Source organism: Xanthomonas sp. F1, assembly GCF_014199855.1.
The window spans coordinates 513,171-531,664 of sequence record NZ_JACHOK010000001.1; the positions used below are offsets into that span (position 1 = coordinate 513,171).

The window sequence follows — 18,494 nt, forward strand, 5'->3', positions numbered from 1 at the left end:
TGACTAGAATCCGGCGACCTCCCAGCGCGGCCCGCTTCATGCTCAGACCCTCTCTCGTGGCCCTCCTGCTGGGCCTGCCCGGCGCCGCCTTCGCCGCGCCGGCGCAGTACGCGCTGGACCCGGTGCACACGCGGGTGCTGTTCGCGATCGAACACGCCGGGTTCTCCAAGGCGCTGGGCACCGTGTCCGGCAGCACCGGCACCCTGGTGTTCGACCCGGACGACTGGCGCAGCGCGCGGCTGCAGGCGCGGTTGCCGTTGCAACGGCTGGACCTGGGCGACGAGAAGTGGAACCGCGCCGCGCTGGCGCACAACCTGCTCGACGGTGAGCACTACCCTGAAGCGCAGTTCGTCTCCACCCGCGTCGAGCCAATCGACGCGCAGCACGCCAAGGTGATCGGGCAGTTGACCCTGCACGGCGTCACCCGCGAGGTGACCCTGGACGTGACGCTGAACGCGGTCAAGCGCCATCCCCTGCCGCCGTTCCGCCGCACCGCCGGCTTCTCCGCCACCACCACGCTGCAGCGCGCCGACTTCGGCATCAGCGCCTGGCCGTCGGTGATCGGCGGCACGGTGGAGCTGCGCATCGAGGCCGAGGCCACCCGCGAAGGCGGCGCCAAGGCCGAGCCGGATCCGGCACCGGGCACTCCGCCTGCCGCGCCCACCGACACCCCCACCGCGCCGACGGCGCAGGACGGCACGCCATGAGCGCACGCAATACCGCCGACCGCTGGGGCAGCGTCAGCCAGACCCTGCACTGGCTGATCGCCGCGCTGATCCTGCTGCTCGGCGTGGTCGGCCTGACCATGGGCGAGCTGCCGAAGACGCCCAAGTATTTCTGGGTCTACACTGCGCACAAGTCGCTGGGTCTGACCGTGCTGGCGCTGGTGATCGTGCGGCTGGGCTGGCGCCTGTACGCCGGCGCGCCCAAGCCGGTGCCGGGCACGCCCGGCTGGCAGGAGCGCATCGCCGGTGCCACTCACGTGCTGCTGTACGTGATGATCTTCGCCATCCCGCTGTCCGGCTGGCTGTACGACTCGGCCAGCGGCCTGCGTCCGTTCCGCTGGTTCGGCCTGGTCGCGGTGCCCAAGCTCAGCGCCCCGGACGAGCACCTGCGCGACCTGTCGCACGCGGTGCACGAATGGGGCTTCTGGCTGCTGATCGCGGTGGTCCTGGCGCATGCCGGCGCGGCCTTCTACCACCACCTGTTCCAACGCGATGCCACCCTGGCGCGGATGCTGCCGCGCGGCTGGCTCACCCCCAAGTCCTGAGGAGCCGTTTCGATGTCCATCCGTTTTGCGTCCCCCGCCGCCGTCGCCGCCAGCCTGGTGGCCCTGCTCGCCGCCGCCCCCGCGGCGCAGGCCGCCGACTATGTGCAGGCCCCCGGCTCGACCCTGGTGTTCGCCAGCAAGTACGACGGCGAAGTGTTCACCGGCCAGTTCCCCGGCTTCGACACCAAGCTCAGCTTCGACCCGGCCAACCTGGCCGGCGCCAAGCTCGACGTGACCATCCCGCTGGCCGGCGCCAAGAGCGGCAACACCGACCGCGACTCCACCCTGCAGGGTGCGGACTTCTTCGACGTGGCCAAGTTCGCCACCGCGCACTACCGCGCCGACAAGTTCCGCGCGCTGGGCAACAACCAGTTCGCCGCCGACGGCACCCTGGAACTGCGCGGTGTGTCCAAGCCGGTGACCCTGACCTTCACCTGGACCCCGGGTGCGCAGCCGGTGCTGGCCGGCAAGGCCACGGTCAAGCGCCTGGACTTCGGCGTGGGCGGCGGCGACTGGGCCGATACCAAGACCATCCCCAACGAAACCGCAATCAGCACCAAGGTGGTGTTCAAGGCGAAGTGATTCGCCACAGGCCGCGGCGTGCGGCCGCTGAGCGGCGGATTTCCTCGTCGGGTCCGCCGCTTTTTTTATGCGCGGCTCAGGCGACGTCGGCGCACTGCACCAGGAAAGCCGCGCGGTCGCTCAGGCGCCGGTAGTAAGCGTCCACCGCCTGCAGCGGCGGATGCTCGAACGGCGTGCGGTACCAGCGGTGCACCGACAGGCCGATGGCGATATCGGCCAGACTGAAGTGATCGCCGGCCACGTAGGCGCCGGTGTCGGCCAGGCGCTGCTCCAGCACCGCCATGAATTTCGCCCAGGCCGCGAGCGAGGCCTGGACCTGCGCAGGTTCGGCGGGGTGCGGCGCACCGCGCACCAGCGCCAGGAAGGCGTAGCGCCAGGCGCCATTGAGATCCGACGCCTGCCAGTCCAGCCATTGATCGACCCGCGCCCGCGCCTTGGCCTCGACCGGATACAACGTGCCGTCGCCGTAACGATTGGCGAGGTAACGCAGAATGCTGTTGGATTCCCACAGGACGAAATCGTCGTCCAGCAACACCGGCACCATGCCATTGGGATTGAGTGCGGCGCTCGCCGAGCCGGATCTCACTGGCGCCGACATCACGGACGGCGTGCCGACGTCCTGCTGACGGAACGGCAACGCGAGTTCGCTGCACGCCCAGTGGACCTTGCGGACGTTGATGGACGTACGGTTACCGAGGACGGTCAGCATGCGCAAGGCTCAAAAAGCAGGGCGACCTGGGGTCGACGCAGCATGGTGACGATGGCCACGCAGCGCAAGCCGGTCATCGCCTCCCACCCGGGGCCGGGCAGATCGCCAACCAGGCGCGCACGCCGGCGGCATCGAACGGCCAGTCCAGCTCGCGCCCATCGGCGTCACGCAGCACCGGCACGCGCACGCCGTAGCGCGCCTCCAGCGCCGCGTCGTCGTCGATGAACACGCTCTCCGGCTCGCCCACGCGCGCCTGCGCCAGCACCTGCAGGGCCTGGTCGCACAGATGGCAGTCGTCGCGCTGGAACAGGGTCAGGGACATGCTCGCGTCCAATGCTGCGCTGCGGACCTGTGCCGCGCGCCGGAAGCATAGAATAGACGGTCTTTCGCCCACCCCCTCGGCACGCGCATGGCTGTCAGCACCTTCGACCTGTTCAAGATCGGCATCGGGCCGAGTTCCTCGCACACCGTGGGGCCGATGCGCGCCGCCGAGCGCTTCGTGCACCGCTGGCTGTTCGACCAGGGCCGTCTGCAGGACGTGGTGCGGGTGCGGGCCGAAGTGTTCGGCTCGCTGGCCCTGACCGGGCGCGGCCATGGCACCGACAAGGCGGTGCTGCTGGGCCTGGAAGGCCAGCGCCCGAACCTGATCGATCCGGACATCATCCCCGGCGCGCTGGAGCGCATCCGCGGCAGCAAGCGCATCAACCTGCTCGGCCAGCACGAGATCGCCTTCGACGAGAAACGCGACCTGGCGATGAACAAGCGGCAGAAGCTGCCGTACCACACCAACGGCATGCGCTTCACCGCCTACGCCGCCAACGACGAAGTCATCGCCACGCGCGACTACTACTCGGTCGGCGGCGGCTTCGTGGTCAACCAGGACGATGCCGCGGACGATCGCATCGTCGCCGACGAGACGCCGCTGCCCTACCCGTTCAAGAGCGGCGACGAACTGCTGGCGCAGGCCGCGCGCAGCGGCCTGAGCATCGCCGCACTGATGTTCGAGAACGAGAAGTGCTGGCGCAGAGAGGACGAGATCCGTGCCGGCCTGCGCGAGATCTGGGGCGCGATGCAGGCCTGCGTGACGCGCGGCATCCGCGAGGAAGGCACTCTGCCCGGCGGCCTGCACGTGTCGCGGCGCGCGCCGACGCTGTACCGCGAGCTGTCGTCCAAACCGGAAGCGGCGATGCGCGATCCGCTGACCACGCTGGACTGGGTCAACCTGTACGCGCTGGCGGTCAACGAAGAGAACGCCGCCGGCGGGCGTGTGGTCACCGCGCCCACCAACGGCGCGGCCGGGATCATTCCGGCGGTGCTGCACTACTTCGACCGGTTCTGCCCCGGCGCCGACGAACAGCGCGTATTCGACTTCCTGCTCACCGCCGCGGCGATCGGCATCCTCTACAAGGAGAACGCCTCGATCTCCGGCGCCGAGGTCGGCTGCCAGGGCGAGGTCGGCGTGGCCTGCTCGATGGCCGCCGGCGGCCTGGTCGCCGCGCTCGGCGGCAAGCCGGGACAGATCGAGAACGCCGCCGAGATCGGCATGGAGCATAACCTCGGCCTGACCTGCGACCCGATCGGCGGCCTGGTGCAGATCCCCTGCATCGAGCGCAACGCGATGGGTGCGGTCAAGGCGATCAACGCCAGCCGCATGGCCATGCGCGGCGACGGCAAGCACAAGGTGTCGCTGGACAAGGTGATTCGTACCATGCGCGACACCGGCCGCGACATGCAGGACAAGTACAAGGAAACCAGTCGCGGCGGGCTGGCGGTGAACGTGATCGAGTGCTGAGCCGCCACCATGGACGCTGGCCCACGCGCTCGCCAGCGTCCCCGCCGCTGCGCGGATAAAGATCGGCGCGGCGGTGCCGCTAACGACAGAGACGTCGGCCGATCCGGCATTGGCATGCTCTTGCGTTTTCCACACGCCTCCTGGCGCCTGCTGGCGCTACAGCTGGCCATGCTCTCGACAGCGTGGAGCGCGTGTGTGCCGCAGGCGCGGGCATTGCAGCCGGACAAGCAGTTCAATCACTACGAGCGCGAAGGCTGGGGCCTGGACCAGGGCCTGCCGCAGCTGAGCGTGCAGGCGTTCGCGCAGGACCATCAAGGCTACCTGTGGATCGGCACGATGGGCGGGCTGACCCGCTTCGACGGCGTGCGCATGACCTCGTTCAACGAGGGCGCGCCGGCGCACCTGCCCGGCAACCTGATCAAGGCGCTGCACGTGGATGCCGCCGGCACGCTGTGGATCGGCACCTACCGCGGCCTGTCGCGCTACCGCGACGGACGCTTCGCCACGCTGCTGCCGCAGGATCCACAGGCGCCTCTGCTCAACATCGAGGCGATCGCCACCGACGCGCGCGGCACCGTGCTGGTCGCAGCGCAGGATGGCGTGTACGCGGTACAGGGCGATCGCCTGCACCTGCGCCACCGCATCGCCGGCGGTGCCTCAGCGCTGTTGCCGAACGCCGATGCGCTGTGGGTGGGCACACGCGGCGCGGTGCTGCGTTTCGTTGCGGGCCAGGACGCGCCGGTGGCGCTGGCACTGCCGCAGGAGGCCGGCGCGGCGCCGGTGCAGCACCTGCTGGAAGGGCAGGGCACGCTCTGGGCCGGCACCCGCGACGGCCTGCTGTCGCGTCGCGACGGACGCTGGCAATGGCTGCCCGATGCCGCCGGCCTGAGCCGGCGCGCGGTGCTGGCCTTGTTCGAGGACAGCGACCGCAACCTGTGGGTGGGACTGCCCGGTGCGCTGCTGCGCGTGCGCGATGGCGCCATCGTCGAACGCAATCCGGAAAGCAAGCCGAACATCGGCGTCAACGCGATCTTCGAGGACCGCGAGCGCAACCTGTGGCTGGGCAGCAGCTGGAACGGCGCGACCCGGCTGTGGAACGGCTGGACGCGCCGCTACAGCACCCACGAAGGGCTGGACGACGCGCTGGTGTGGACGCTGGCGCGCGACCCGGATGGATCGCTGTGGGTCGGCACCGACAGCGGCCTGTCGCAGTTGCGCGATGGCCGCTACCAGCAGCGCCTGAGTCTGGCGCAGCTGCATAACGAAGCGCCCTATACCTTGCTGGCCGAACCCGGGCAGCTGTGGATCGGCACCCGTCATGGCGCCGCCCTGTACCGCGACGGCCGGCTCAGTCAGCCGGCCTGGCTGGCACCGCTGCGCGACCTGCAGATCAGCGGCATCGCCCGCGATCGCGCGCAGCGGCTGTGGTTCGCCAGCGACGACGGCCTGTTCCGCAGCGACGGCACTGGGCTGCAGCGCTACGGTACGGCAGAAGGCCTGCGCGATCCGCGCGTGCGCCTGGTCCACGAGACCCGCGACGGGCGCCTGCTGGTCGGCACGCAGTCGGGGCTGTACGCACTGCGCGGCGAGCGCCTGGTCGCGCTGGCCCCGCCGGGCTCGGCGCTGGCCAGCGCCGACGTCACCGCGATCCACGAACTGCCCGGCGGGCAATGGCTGGTCGGCACCCTCAACGAGCAGTTGTGGTTGTTCGACGGCACGCGCTGGTCTGCGTTCGGCGAGCAGGACGGGTTGCCGGTGAACGCGGCCTTCTTCATCGCCGACGACGGCCGCGGCGCGATCTGGGTGGCCGGCCTGCGCGGGGTCTATCGTGTGCGCCTGACCGACCTGCAGCGCCACGCGGCGTCGCCGCAGGCGCCGCTGAACGCCGAACTGATGCTCACCGAGCGCGCGCAGCGCCATGGCGGCGTGCAAGGCATGTGCTGCAACGGCGCCGGCAACGGCAAGGGCTTCATCGAGCACGGTGCGCTGTGGCTGCCCAGCCGCGACGGCGTGGTCGCACTGGACACCGCCGGCATCGTCAAGAACCCCGTGGCGCCGCAGCCGGTGGTGGAGCGGGTCCGCGCGCTGGGCCAGTGGCTGACACCGCAGGCGTTGCACGCGCCGCTGCCGCAGGCCGCGCGCGATCTCGATTTCGAGTTCACCGCCGCCTCGTTCCAGGCGCCGCAGAACGTCGAACTGCGCTACCGGCTGCTCGGCTACGACCGCAACTGGCGCACCCTCGACGACATCCGCCAGCGCGCGGTCAGCTACACCAACCTGCCTGGCGGCGACTACGTGTTCGAGGTCACCGGCAGCAACAACGCCGGCGTCTGGGCGGCAGCGCCGGCGCGGCTGCCGCTGCGGATCCAGCTGCGCTTCCAGGAAACGCCGTACTACCGGCTGCTGCTGGCACTGGGCGCATTCGCCCTGCTGCTGTGCGCCGTCGGCCTGGCGCGGCTGCACAACCGGCGCCAGCGCGACATCCTGGAACGCCAGGTGCGCGAACGCACCCAGGCGCTGCAGGCGGCCAACCAGCGCCTGCAGGAGGCCAGCTTCACCGACGAGCTGACCCAGTTGCGCAACCGCCGCTACCTGTCGCTGCACATTCCCAGCGACATCGCCCTGTACCGGCGCATGGCCGCCAACGACGAGGACATGCTGTCCTCGGGCATGCTGTTCGCGCTGATCGACATCGACCATTTCAAGTCGATCAACGACAGCGGCGGGCACCATACCGGCGACGCGGTGCTGCAGCAGATGGCGCAGTTGCTGGTGCGGCTGACCCGCGAGAGCGACTACGTGGTGCGCTGGGGCGGAGAGGAGTTCCTGCTGGTGCTGCGCTCGGCGCCGCGCGAGAACCTCACCATGGCCGCCGAACGGCTGTGCCGCTCGGTCGCCGCCCACCCGTTCGTGTTCGACCACGGCCGCCAGGGCCGGGTCACCTGCTCGATCGGCCTGGCCGAATTCCCGTTCGTGCACGATCCCGACAACCTGCTTGGCTGGGAACAACTGCTGGTGCTGGCCGACCGCGCGCTGTACCAGGCCAAGGCCAAGGGCCGCAACGGCTGGGCCGCGTACCGGCCGGTGCTGGGCGCACAGGCCGAACAGGTGTTGGCGGCGCTGCAGGAACCGCTCGCGCAGATGCAGCGCCACGCCTGCCTGACCCTGGTGCACAACGGCGGCAGCCTGCCGCCGACGTGATGCGTTGACGCCTCGCAAGCGCAGCCCGGGCTAAGGTCGTGGTCCATCACGCCTGCCATCCCGTTGCCATGCGCCACTGCCTGCTGCTCGCCGCCCTCGCCCTGTCGCCGCTCGCATCCGCCGCGGGCACCGATGCACCGCCGCGCTACGGCGCGCAACTGGAAGGCTTCGCCTATCCCTACCCGGTGCACTGGTACCGCTTCGATTCGCAGCGCCAGCCGCTGCAGATGGCGTACATGGACGTGGCCCCGACCGGCACGCCGAACGGCCGCACCGTGGTGCTGCTGCACGGCAAGAACTTCTGTGCGGCGACCTGGGAATCGACGATCGCCGCGCTGGTGGCGCAAGGCTACCGCGTGCTGGCGCCGGACCAGATCGGCTTCTGCAAGTCGAGCAAGCCGCAGGCCTACCAGTTCAGCTTCGCGCAACTGGCGGCCAATACCCACGCATTGCTGCAGCAGGCCGGGGTGACCCGCGCTGCCATCGTCGGCCATTCGATGGGCGGCATGCTCGCCGCGCACTACGCGCTGCAATACCCGCAGGACGTGAGCCAGTTGCTGCTGGTGAATCCGATCGGGCTGGAGGACTGGAAAGCCGCGGGCGTGCCCTGGCGCAGCGTCGATGCCTGGTACGCCAAGGAGCGCAAGACCGACGCGGCCTCGATCAAGCAGTACCAGCAGAGCGTCTACTACGGCGGACAGTGGAAGCCCGAGTACGACCGCTGGGTGAGTATGCAGGCCGGCCTGTATGCCGGCCCCGGCGGGGACCGCGTGGCCTGGAACCAGGCGCTGACCTCGGACATGGTGTTCAACCAGCCGGTGGTGCAGCGCTTCCCGCAACTGCGCGTGCCGACCACGCTGTTCATCGGCCAGCGCGACCGTACCGCGATCGGCAAGGACTTGGCGCCGCCAACGCTGGCGGCCACGCTGGGCGACTACCCGGCCCTGGGCAAGCGCGCGGCCGCGGCGATTCCCGGCGCACGCCTGGTCGCCTTCGACGATCTGGGCCATTCGCCGCAGGTGGAAGCGCCACAACGTTTCAACGCGGCCTTGCTCGAGGCGCTGGCCACCGCGCCCTGAGCGCCGACAAGGCACCGCTTATCAGTACGCCGCCCCACCGTAGGGGCGGCTCAGCCGCGACGTGACCGATCGCCGCGACGCTCCGGCGGCGACAGCAGGCAGCGCGCGCTACGTAACGTGCTCGGCAGCGCAGCGTGTCAGGCCACCCGCGCTCCTGCGCACTGATTCGCGACCATTGCGCCGCAGCATCGGGCGCTTTCATGAAAACGTTGTCATCGCCGCAATCCTGGATCTGTCTCGCATTCGACGGAATTGTCGGTTGACAACGTTGTCTCCTGACGCGAACCCTGCGCCTGCCCGGCCTGTGCACAGCGCCAAGCGATGTCGGCGCCACGCATTCCCACGCCCCGGGTGATCGGATCCAAGGAGAACCAGACAGCGGCACCGACCGCCGCTCCTCAGTCGCGTCACCTATCGCATCGGAGGCGTCACCATGCACACGAAATCCGCTGGATCGTGGTTACTGTTCTGTTGTCTCGTCCTGGCCAGCCTCGTGCCCGGCCAGACCTGGGCCGCCGCGTGCAGCGGCGTCGCCGCCTGGAATCCGGCCACCATCTACGCCGCCGGCGACACCCTGACCTACGCCGGCCACCTGTACCGCGCCAACGGTCCGATCTGGAACACCGCGCCGACCTACTGCACCAGCTGCGGTTGGTATCAGGATCTGGGCAGCTGCGATGGCAGTTCGACCAACCAGCCACCGAGCGTGGCGCTGACTGCACCCACCGCCGGCACCCGCTTCGTGGTCGGCAACACCATCACCCTGCAGGCCTCGGCCAGCGATCCGGACGGCAGCGTGGTGCGCGTCGAATTCTTCCGAGGCGGCACCTCGCTGGGCAGCGTGAGCGGCGCGCCCTACACGCTGGCCTGGAACGGCGCGGCAGCCGGGAACTACAGCCTCACCGCCGCGGCCACCGACAACACCGGCACCCGCACCACCTCGGCCGCGGTCGCGATCAGCGTCGCGGCGCCGTCGACCGACACCACGGCACCGAGCGTGCCCACCGGCTTGACCGCCGCCACGCGCGCCAGCAACGCCATCACCCTGACCTGGAACGCCGCCTCCGACAACGCCGGCGGCAGCGGTCTGGCCGGCTACGACATCCTCCGCAACGGCAATCGCGTGGGCACCTCCAGCACCACCGGCCATACCGATTCGGCACTGACCGCCGACACCGCGTACGCCTACGCGGTCCGCGCCCGCGACAACGCCGGCAACGTCTCGGCCAGCAGCGCCACGCTGAGCGTGCGCACCCTGCCCGCCAGCGCCGGCGGCGGCAAGCGCGTGATCGGCTACTTCACCCAGTGGGGCATCTACGGACGCAACTACCAGGTGCGCGACATCCAGGCCAGCGGCGCGGCCGGCTACCTGACCCACATCAACTACGCCTTCGGCAACGTCCGCAACAACCGCTGCGAGGTCGGCGTGACCCAGCCGTCCGACAGCAGCACCGGCGCCGGCGGCGACGCCTTCGCCGACTACACCAAGGCGTTCTCCGCCGCGCAGAGCGTGGACGGCGTGGGCGACACCTGGGACCAGCCGCTGCGCGGCAACTGGAACCAGTTGAAGAAGCTCAAGGCTGCGCACCCGGGCCTGAAGGTGCTGATCTCGCTAGGCGGCTGGACCTGGTCGCGCGGCTTCTCCAGCGCCGCGCGCGCCGAGAACCGCCAGGCCTTCGTCGCCTCCTGCATCGACGCCTACATTCGCGGCAACCTGCCGATCACCGATGGCGCCGGCGGCAGCGCGGCGGCGGCCGGCGTGTTCGACGGCATCGACATCGACTGGGAGTATCCGGTTGCCTGTGGCATCGCCTGCGGCAGCGCCGAGGACCGGCAGAACTTCACCGCGCTGCTGGCCGAGTTCCGCCGCCAGCTCGACCAGGTACAGCCGGGACTGCTGCTGACCGTGGCGGTCGGCGCCGGCATCGACAAGATCCGTGTCACCGACCCGAACCTGTACGCGCCCTACCTGGACTACCTCAACGTGATGACCTACGACTTCCACGGCGCCTGGGACCCGCAGACCAACCATCACTCCGCGCTGTTCGAGTCGCCGGCCGATCCGTCCAGCGGCGACCAGCGCTACTACAACAGCAACGACGCCATCCAGGCCTTCCTCGACCGTGGCGTGCCGGCCGCCAAGCTCAATCTCGGCATCGGCTTCTACGGGCGCGGCTGGACCAACGTGCCCAACGTCAACCACGGCCTGTACCAGAGCGGCAGCGCCGCAGCGGGCACCTACGAAGCCGGCATCGAGGACTACAAGGTGCTGCGCGGCCGCGCCGGTACCGACTATGTCGACGCGCAGGCGCACGCGCACTGGAAGTACGACGGCAGCAGCTTCTGGAGCTACGACAACCCGGCGCTGGTCACCGAGAAGATGAACTACGTCAAAGCTCAGGGCCTGGGCGGCGCGTTCTTCTGGGAATTCAGTGGCGACTACCAGGGCGAGTTGCTGAAGACCATGGGCCAGGGGCTGCAATGAGCTGAAGCGCTGGCCGTCGGCATCCGCCAAGCCCAATCGCGACGCCCGCAACGGATGCGGGCGTCGCGTGCATCGCTCAACGCACCGCGATCCGCAGCACGTCGTCGAGCAAGGCCGCCGCGGTGACGTCGGCACCCGCGCCCGGCCCCTGGATCAGCAGCGGCTGCTGCAGATAGCGATCGCTGTGGATGGCGACGCGGTTGTCGGTGCCGGCACCGCTGGCCAGCGGATGCGTCAGCGGCAGCGCGCGCAGGCCCACCGAGGCGCCGTGCGCATCGAAGCGGCCGACGAAACGCAGGCAGGCACCGTCGGCCTGCGCCTGCGCCAGGCGCGCCGCCAGCGGCGCGTCCAGTTGTTCCAACGCGGCATCCAACTGCGCCAGCGGCACGGCGGCCAGCGCGGCCGGCACCAGCGACGCCACCTGCACCTGCTCGGCGCGCAAGGGCAGGCCGGCGGCGCGGGCCAGGATCAGCAGCTTGCGGCGCACGTCCTCGCCGGACAGGTCCTCGCGCGGATCGGGTTCGGTGTAGCCGGCGGCCGCGGCCTCGCGCACGCACTCGGAGAAGGCGCGGCGGCCGTCGTAACGATGCAGCAACCAGGCCAAGGAGCCGGACAGCACGCCTTCCACCGCGTGGATATGGTCGCCACCGGCGACCAGCGCGCGCAGGCTGCTCAGCAACGGCAATCCCGCGCCGACCGTGGCGCTGTCGCCGTAATGGGTGCTGGCGGCATGCCGCGCGGCATGGATCTGTTCGGCCCGCGCCAGCGCGGCGCCCTGGCCGAGCTTGTTGGCGGTGACCACGTGCACGCCTCGGCGCAGCCACTCGGCATGGCGCTGCGCGACCGCCTCGCTGGCGGTGGCATCGACCACGATGTCGCCCTGGCCCAGGTCGTCCGGCAGCGTCACCGCCTGCGTTCCGCGCGCGGCGGCATTGGCCGCGGCCAGCGCCTGCGCCGGCGTCAGCGCGCAGTCGGCGACGGTGCGCGAATTGGCCAGCCAGGCGAAGGCCGGCAGGCCCGGGCGGCGCTGCTGCAGCGCCTGGTAGCGCGCGACGAAGGCGCGGCCCACGGTGCCGGTGCCGAGCAGGCCCAGCCGTGGGGTCGCCACGGCGGGCGCCGCACGCAGCGACGCCGACGGTGCATCGGCCAGGCCGCTGCTCACGCGTCCACCCGTTTACGCGCCAGCGCCTCGCCGGCGCGCTGCGCGCGCTGCAGGCCGGCCTGCAGATCGGCGACCAGGTCCGCGCTGGACTCGATGCCCACCGACAGGCGCAGCAGACCATCGGAAATCCCGGCCTTGGCGCGCGCCTCGGCGGTCATCGCCGCATGGGTCATGGTCGCCGGGTGCGCGATCAGACTCTCCACGCCGCCCAGCGATTCGGCCAGGGTGAAGTAGCGCAGACCGTCGACGAAGGCGCGCACCTCGGCCTCGCCGCCGGCCAGTTCGAAACTGATCATCGCGCCGAAGCCGCGCTGCTGCCGCGCCGCCACCGCATGGCCCGGATGCGAGGCCAGGCCGGGGTAGTACACCTGGCGCACCGCCGCGTGCGTGGTCAGCAACTCCACCACCGCCTGCGCGTTTTCCTGGTGCGCACGCAGGCGCGCATCCAGCGTGCGCAGGCCGCGCAGGGTCAGGAACGCATCGAACGGCGAGCCGGTCAGGCCCAGCGCATTGGCCCACCACACCAGTTGCTGGTGCAGCTCGGCATCGGCGGCGATCACCGCACCGCCGACGACGTCGCTGTGGCCATTGACGTACTTGGTGGTGGAGTGGATCACCAGGTCGGCGCCGAAGGCGATCGGGGTCTGCAGCGCCGGCGACAGGAAGGTGTTGTCGACCACCGCCAGCGCGCCGGCCTTGTGCGCGGCATCGATGACGAAGCGCAGGTCGGTGATGCGCAGCAGCGGGTTGGACGGGGTCTCGATCAGCACCAGCTTCGGCGCCTGCGCCAGCGCATCGGCCAGCGAACGCGGATCGGTCAGGTCGGCGGTGATCAGCTCGAAGTGGCCCTTCTTGGCCAGCGCGTTGAACAGCCGCCAGCTGCCGCCGTACGCGTCGTGCGGCACCACCAGCTTGTCGCCGGGCTGCAGCAACGCGTTGAGCACCAGGTTGATCGCGCCCATGCCGGTGGCGGTGATCACGCCGCCGGCGCCGCCTTCCAGTTCCGCCAGCGCTTCGCCGAGCAGGTCGCGGGTCGGGTTGCCGCTGCGGGTGTAGTCGTACTGGCGCTTGTTGCCGAAGCCGTCGAAGCTGAAGTTCGACGACAGCACGATCGGCGGAGTCACCGCGCCGTAGGCGGTATCGCGGTCGATGCCGGCGCGAACCGCGGCGGTGGCGGCACTACAGGGCAGATCGGTGTCGTGGGCAGTGCTCATGCGGCAACTCCGGTGGGGCGAAGGGCGGTGGCGAGAATCGCGTCGATGCGATCGGTTTCTTTCAGGAAGGCGTCGTGGCCGTAGGGCGAACGCAGCACGCGCAGGCTGCCGCGCGGGCCCAGGCCTTCGACGAGGGTCACCAGGTCCGACAGCGGCACCAGGCGGTCGCCTTCGACCGCCACCACCACCGTGGGCACGGCGACGGCGGCCGGATCGATGCGGTGCAGGTCGATGGATTCGGACAGGCGCAGGTAGGCGTTGACCTGGGTGCGCGCCACGTACTGCGCGCCGGCGGCGTCCAGATAGTCTTCGGCGGCGACGCGGACGCGGCCGTTGATCACTTCCGGCGCCGCGTCGAAGCGCTCGCCGAACTCCTCTGGGGTGCGGTAGCTGAGCATCGCGAACTGCCGCGCCAGCGACAGCCCGTGGCTCTCGGCGCACTGCAGTTGGCCCAACGCCACGGCGCGGCGCTGCAGCGCGCGCCAGGCCGCCGCATACGGATGCGCGCGATGCGCCCCGCTGACCGCGATCAGCTTCTGCAGGCGCTGCGGATGCCGCACCGCCAGCTGCAGGCCGACCAGCGCGCCGTAGGAGTAGCCGACGAAGCCGTGCAGTTGCGCGATGTCCAGCGCGTCCAGCAGCGCGGCGATGGCATCGGCCTGGTCGGCGCTGTCGATCGGCGCGTCCAGGCTGCCGTCGGCGCCGACGAAGTCGAACGCCAGCAGCCGCCGCTGGGTCGGGTCCAGCGCCCGTCCCGGTCCGACCAGGCCTTCGGCCCAGCCCTTCTCGGAAAAGCTGGCGTTGGCGGCAAGGTGGCGGTGCGCGGAGATGCCACCGGCAACGAACACCACCGGCGCGGCGGCCGGGCCGCTCAGTTCGTAGCGCAGGCGCAGCAACTGCACGCCGGCGTGGCGCAACGGCAACGCGACCGCGATCTCGCCGCGCATCGCGTGCACGCCGTCGGCCGGCGCGGCAACGCGGTCGTGGGACGGAGTGGCGGAGGTGGGGCGATCAGGCGAGTTCACGAGGCGCATGGCGGTATCCAGGGAGGAACGGCCATCGAGCTTCGCGGAGCTCGCGTTCGCCATGCAGAGGGCATGGATCGAACCATCTTTCGGCGGACGCGGTGGTCCCCGCAGGATTTGGCACCTACACGGGCGCTTGCGCGTCCGCTGGCTGCCCCGGCATCAAAGGGCCTGTCCCTCCGCCGGTCTCGATGGTGGAGCCACGATGCCAGCGATTTTCGGCAATGTCAATCTCTTTATTCGGATGAAGCGATATGATTTTTCGATCCCTGGCCTCGGCCATACTCCGCCTCCCCCATCGAAGCTTCCGTCCGTGCGCCGACGCCGTCCCCGCCGCTGGCTTGCCGTGGTTCTATCGCTGGCCGCGGCCACCGTTGCGTCCGCGCAACCGCTGCTGCGCTGGAATGCCCCGCGGCCGGGGCCGCAACCGCCCCCGGCATGGCTGGAGGTGCAGACCCGCGACAGCGGCCTGCGCGAGGTCACGCTGGGCAATCCGCTCGGTGGCCCGGTACAGATCCGCCTGCTGGGCGACAGCGCCGGCTTCACCGCCGTGCCCGCGCTGCCGCTGATGGTGGAGCTGGCCGCCAGCGAACGCCGCGTGGTCGCGCGCCTGTATCCGCCCGGCGACCTGGCCGAGGCCAGCGGCGATGGGGCCCGATTGCGCATCGAGGCAGTCCCCGGTTCGCCGCGCGCGCATGCCGACGCGGTGCTGTACGCCCTGCCCTTCGCCGATCGCCCGGTGCGCATCGACCAGGGCTTCGGCGGTGCGTTCAGCCATCACGATCCGGCCAACGCCTATGCGCTGGATTTCGCCCTGCCCGAAGGCACGCCGGTGCTGGCCGCGCGCGAGGGCGTGGTGATGGAGGTGCGCGACGACTTCCGCGAATCCGGCACCGACCGGCGCCTGGGCCAGGCCGCCAACCTGGTGCGGGTGCTGCACGCCGACGGCAGCATGGCGATCTACGCACACCTGGTCGCCGGCGGCGTGCAGGTGCGGGTCGGCCAGGCGGTCCGGCGCGGCGAGCGTCTCGGCCTGTCCGGCAACACCGGCCTGAGCAGCGGCCCGCACCTGCATTTCGCCGTCCAGCTCAACCGCGGCCTGCGCCTGGAATCGGTGCCGTTCCGGATGGCCGGCCCGCTGGGCGAACTGCGCTTCGCCCACCCCACCCCACCCTGAGCGTGCCGCCTACCGTTCGTCGGCAAACGCCTTGACAGGCGCCAAGTGTATTGATGTATTAATACACATGGATGCAACCGACCTCCACGTCCAACCCAGCGCCCCCGAGCCGATCTACCGGCAGATCGTCGAGCAGATCCGCCGCCTGGTCGCCGCCGGGCAACTGCGCCCGGGCGACGGCCTGCCCTCGGTGCGCGAGGTTGCCGCCGCCCACGCGGTGAATCCGATGACGGTCTCGCGCGCCTACAGCCAGCTCGAGGCCGAAGGCGTGCTGGAACGCCTGCGCGGCCGTGGCATGGCCATCGCCGCGACCGCCGCCGCACCGCAGCGGCAACGGCAGCGCCTGGAGCTGATCGAACCGCGCCTGCAGGAACTGGTCCGGCATTGCCGGGAACTGGGCCTGCCGTCGCCTCCCGTGATCGAACGTCTTGAACAGTTGTTTGGAGAACCTGGCGATGAGTAGCGTGGTGATGCAGAGCGCAATCCAGACCGACCTGGACATGGACCTGCCGCTGGCGGCGCATGACCTGCACCTGGCCTTCGGCACCAGCGAGATTCTGCAGGGCGTGGACCTGCAGGTGGCGCGCGGCGAGGTGGTCGGGCTGATCGGCCGCAACGGCGCCGGCAAGAGCACCCTGCTGGCCTGCCTGCTCGGCCTGCTGCAGCCGCAACGTGGTCAGGCGCGGGTGTTCGGCGGCCCGGCGCTGCGCCTGGACGATGCGCGCAAGGCGCAGTTGGGCTTCGTGCCGCAGCAGCCGCAGGCGTTCGGCTGGATGCGCGTGGAGGAACTGCTCGCCTTCGCCGCGCAGCTCTATCCGCACTGGGACGCGCAGCGCGCGGAGACGCTGCTGCGCCGCTGGGAACTGGACCGCCGCCAGAGCATCGGCAAACTCTCGCCCGGCCAGGCCCAGCGCCTGGCCCTGGTGCGCGCACTGGCCGCACGGCCGGCGTTGCTGGTGCTGGACGAACCGGCCTCGGCGCTGGACCCGGTCGCGCGTCGCGACCTGATGCGCGAGATCGTCACCGAAACCTGCGACGCCGGCACCACCGTGCTGTTCTCCAGCCACATCGTCAGCGACCTGGAACGCGTGGCTTCGCGCGTGGCCTTCCTCAACCAGGGCCGGCTGCTGCTCGACCAGCCGCTGGACGACCTCAAGGACAGCGTGTTGCGACTCACGCTGCCGCCGGCCGCCGCCGCGCTGCTCGGCGACGCCGTGCTGCGCGGCGAACTCGCACGGCGCCGCAGCCCCGACGGCGGCACCGCCGTGCTGCTGCACGCCAGCGAACCGCCTTCCGCCCTGCTCGGCGTGCCCGGTCTGCGCATCGACCGGCTCGGCCTGGAGGACCTGTTCATCGAGGTGGCGGGATGAAGCGTCTGCTCGCCGATCTGCGCCTGCTGTACACGGCATCGGGCAGGACCCGATGGGTCTACCCCTGGGTGATCGCCGCGGCATTGGCCCTGACATGGGTCGACAATCCGCCATCGCCGCTGGTGCTGACCTGTCCCATCGTGCTGCTGCTCTGGGCACGACTCGGCGCACGCTTGCTGAGCCTGCTCGAGCAGGCGCATCGCCTGCGCCTTCCCGGGCTGCACAGGCGCTTCGCGCACCTGTTCACTCTGGCGGTGGCCGGCACCGTACTGGTGCCGGTCCTGCTGTACGTGCCGCGCGGCAGCGATCCCAGCCTGGCGACGCCGACGCTGCTGCTGTGCGCGTCCGGCGGGCTGCTGCTGGCGACAGCGCCAGCGTGGTCCAGTACCGCACTGCTGTGCCTGCCGCCCCTCGGCTTCATGCTGCACCACTGGGTCGGCGTGCCGTTGGACGCGTACCCGCGCAGCACCATGCTGGCCATCGCTGCAGCGTGCGTCGCGGGCGCGACGTGGGCGTACCGCCGCGCCAGCACGCCTCGGCCCGTCGCGCTCGCGCCCTGGCTGCGTCCGCTGTGGATGAACCTGCAGCCGCGCCTGCCCGGCGACGGCGCGATCAGGCAGGTGGTCGCATCGCAAACCGGGAGCCGTGGGTGGATGCAGGGCATTGCGCGCCCCAGCGTTCCCTCGGGCCTGCACGGCGCACCGGAACGCGCCATGCGCTTCGCACTCGGTCCAGGTTTCGCTCCCGGCAGCGCGGCCGGCACCGTGCTGGCCGTCCTCGTCATGCCGTCGCTGGTGTTGCTGTGGACGCTGCTGGTGGGCACGCAATCGCCGACGCTGCCGCTGATCCTGGCCAACGTCATGGCCAACCTGTCCAGCGCGAAGTTCCTGCAACGGCTGTGGCTGTGGCGCAAGCACGGCAACCTCGGCCTGATGGAAAGCGCCCTGCTGCCCGGCCTGGGCACACCCGGGCAGATCGGCACGCTGTTCAACCAAGTGGTGCTGAAATGCGCGATCGCGGCGATGCTTCCGTGGCTAGGCCTGTCCTGGCTGCTCGGCCTGCTCAGACACGCCCCGACCGCCTACTACCCGCTGACCGTGTCGATTACCCTGACCGGGACCCTGCTTGCCAGCACCGTCCTGCTGGCCTGCCTGCGCTGGCCGCGCAGCGTGTTGGCGCTGGTCGTGGCGCACTGCACGCTGACGCTGCTGGGCGCCATCAGCATCGGCCAGGTCGGCCTGCCTGGCGCAGTCGCGCCGCATTGGCTGGCGCCGGCCTGGAGCCTGCTGCTGCTCGGCATGGTCATCGTCTACAACCTAGTGGCGCGCCAATCCAGCAAGCGCCCGCATCCCTGGCTGCTCAACTGAACGGCCGCCGCGGGAAGCCAGCTATAATCGCGGGCTTCCTCCGTTGCCGATGACGCCCTTC

Annotated in this window: 16 protein-coding genes, 1 pseudogene and 1 riboswitch; of the genes and pseudogenes, 12 read left to right on the plus strand and 5 right to left on the minus strand. The window is 70.5% G+C overall.

What is annotated here, in order from left to right:
• Positions 1 to 38: 38 nt before the first annotated feature.
• The 3 genes from GGR71_RS02250 to GGR71_RS02260 are packed head-to-tail and all read left to right on the plus strand — an operon-like array spanning position 39 to position 1,852.
• The gene (locus tag GGR71_RS02250; protein WP_160959935.1) at positions 39 to 707 is read left to right on the plus strand and encodes a YceI family protein; all 669 of its coding nucleotides are present in this window, start codon (positions 39 to 41) and stop codon (positions 705 to 707) included.
• Positions 704 to 1,270 (plus strand): cytochrome b, encoded by a 567-nt coding sequence (locus GGR71_RS02255; protein WP_160959932.1) that lies wholly within the window; start codon positions 704 to 706, stop codon positions 1,268 to 1,270. The genes GGR71_RS02250 and GGR71_RS02255 overlap by 4 nt, the downstream gene beginning before the upstream one ends.
• A 12-nt stretch (positions 1,271 to 1,282) precedes the next feature.
• Positions 1,283 to 1,852, plus strand: coding sequence for a YceI family protein (locus GGR71_RS02260; protein ID WP_048490422.1), 570 nt, complete (start codon positions 1,283 to 1,285; stop codon positions 1,850 to 1,852).
• Positions 1,853 to 1,928: 76 nt separating this feature from the next.
• Here the strand turns inward: GGR71_RS02260 and GGR71_RS02265 are convergent, their stop codons facing one another.
• Entirely contained in the window at positions 1,929 to 2,561 is a 633-nt protein-coding gene (locus GGR71_RS02265) for a glutathione S-transferase family protein (protein ID WP_160959929.1), read from the minus strand.
• Between the two features lie 73 nt (positions 2,562 to 2,634).
• A complete protein-coding gene (locus GGR71_RS02270; protein WP_160959926.1) occupies positions 2,635 to 2,883 on the minus strand; it encodes a glutaredoxin family protein in 249 nt (82 codons plus the stop codon).
• 87 nt (positions 2,884 to 2,970) lie between these two features.
• Here GGR71_RS02270 and GGR71_RS02275 point away from each other — a divergent pair, with 87 nt between their 5' ends.
• From GGR71_RS02275 to GGR71_RS20950, 5 genes and pseudogenes are all read left to right on the plus strand, one after another.
• Complete coding sequence (locus GGR71_RS02275) at positions 2,971 to 4,353, plus strand: L-serine ammonia-lyase (RefSeq protein ID WP_160959924.1); 1,383 nt, start codon at positions 2,971 to 2,973, stop codon at positions 4,351 to 4,353.
• A gap of 114 nt (positions 4,354 to 4,467) precedes the next feature.
• Positions 4,468 to 7,554 (plus strand): ligand-binding sensor domain-containing diguanylate cyclase, encoded by a 3,087-nt coding sequence (locus GGR71_RS02280; RefSeq protein ID WP_237474362.1) that lies wholly within the window; start codon positions 4,468 to 4,470, stop codon positions 7,552 to 7,554.
• 68 nt (positions 7,555 to 7,622) lie between these two features.
• Complete coding sequence (locus tag GGR71_RS02285; protein WP_160959921.1) at positions 7,623 to 8,633, plus strand: alpha/beta fold hydrolase; 1,011 nt, start codon at positions 7,623 to 7,625, stop codon at positions 8,631 to 8,633.
• 433 nt (positions 8,634 to 9,066) lie between these two features.
• A pseudogene (locus GGR71_RS20945) lies at positions 9,067 to 9,528 on the plus strand (Ig-like domain-containing protein); the annotation flags it as partial.
• 345 nt (positions 9,529 to 9,873) lie between these two features.
• Positions 9,874 to 11,118, plus strand: coding sequence for a glycoside hydrolase family 18 protein (locus GGR71_RS20950; RefSeq protein WP_237474367.1), 1,245 nt, complete (start codon positions 9,874 to 9,876; stop codon positions 11,116 to 11,118).
• Between the two features lie 76 nt (positions 11,119 to 11,194).
• On the opposite strand, the gene GGR71_RS02295 is transcribed toward GGR71_RS20950, so the two are convergent.
• Genes GGR71_RS02295 through metX form a run of 3 tightly spaced genes read right to left on the minus strand, consistent with a single transcriptional unit; the run spans position 11,195 to position 14,528 of the window.
• On the minus strand, positions 11,195 to 12,244 hold the full coding sequence (locus tag GGR71_RS02295; RefSeq protein ID WP_160960028.1) for a homoserine dehydrogenase: 1,050 nt from the start codon (positions 12,242 to 12,244) through the stop codon (positions 11,195 to 11,197).
• A 32-nt stretch (positions 12,245 to 12,276) separates the two neighbouring features.
• Complete coding sequence (locus GGR71_RS02300; protein WP_048490429.1) at positions 12,277 to 13,494, minus strand: O-succinylhomoserine (thiol)-lyase; 1,218 nt, start codon at positions 13,492 to 13,494, stop codon at positions 12,277 to 12,279.
• On the minus strand, positions 13,491 to 14,528 hold the full coding sequence (gene metX / locus GGR71_RS02305; protein ID WP_048490462.1) for a homoserine O-succinyltransferase MetX: 1,038 nt from the start codon (positions 14,526 to 14,528) through the stop codon (positions 13,491 to 13,493). Before metX ends, GGR71_RS02300 begins: the two co-directional genes overlap by 4 nt.
• A gap of 70 nt (positions 14,529 to 14,598) precedes the next feature.
• A riboswitch (SAM riboswitch) is annotated at positions 14,599 to 14,717 on the minus strand.
• Positions 14,718 to 14,865: 148 nt separating this feature from the next.
• Between metX and GGR71_RS02310 the strand changes: the two genes are divergently transcribed.
• From GGR71_RS02310 to GGR71_RS02325, 4 genes are all read left to right on the plus strand, one after another.
• Entirely contained in the window at positions 14,866 to 15,696 is an 831-nt protein-coding gene (locus GGR71_RS02310; protein ID WP_160959916.1) for a peptidoglycan DD-metalloendopeptidase family protein, read from the plus strand.
• 67 nt (positions 15,697 to 15,763) lie between these two features.
• Positions 15,764 to 16,159, plus strand: coding sequence for a GntR family transcriptional regulator (locus GGR71_RS02315; RefSeq protein WP_160959913.1), 396 nt, complete (start codon positions 15,764 to 15,766; stop codon positions 16,157 to 16,159).
• A 7-nt stretch (positions 16,160 to 16,166) separates the two neighbouring features.
• On the plus strand, positions 16,167 to 17,066 hold the full coding sequence (locus GGR71_RS02320; RefSeq protein ID WP_160960025.1) for an ABC transporter ATP-binding protein: 900 nt from the start codon (positions 16,167 to 16,169) through the stop codon (positions 17,064 to 17,066).
• Positions 17,063 to 18,433 carry a hypothetical protein gene (locus tag GGR71_RS02325; RefSeq protein WP_160959910.1) on the plus strand — a complete coding sequence of 457 codons (1,371 nt, stop codon included), beginning with the start codon at positions 17,063 to 17,065 and terminating at the stop codon, positions 18,431 to 18,433. The genes GGR71_RS02320 and GGR71_RS02325 overlap by 4 nt, the downstream gene beginning before the upstream one ends.
• Positions 18,434 to 18,494: the final 61 nt, after the last annotated feature.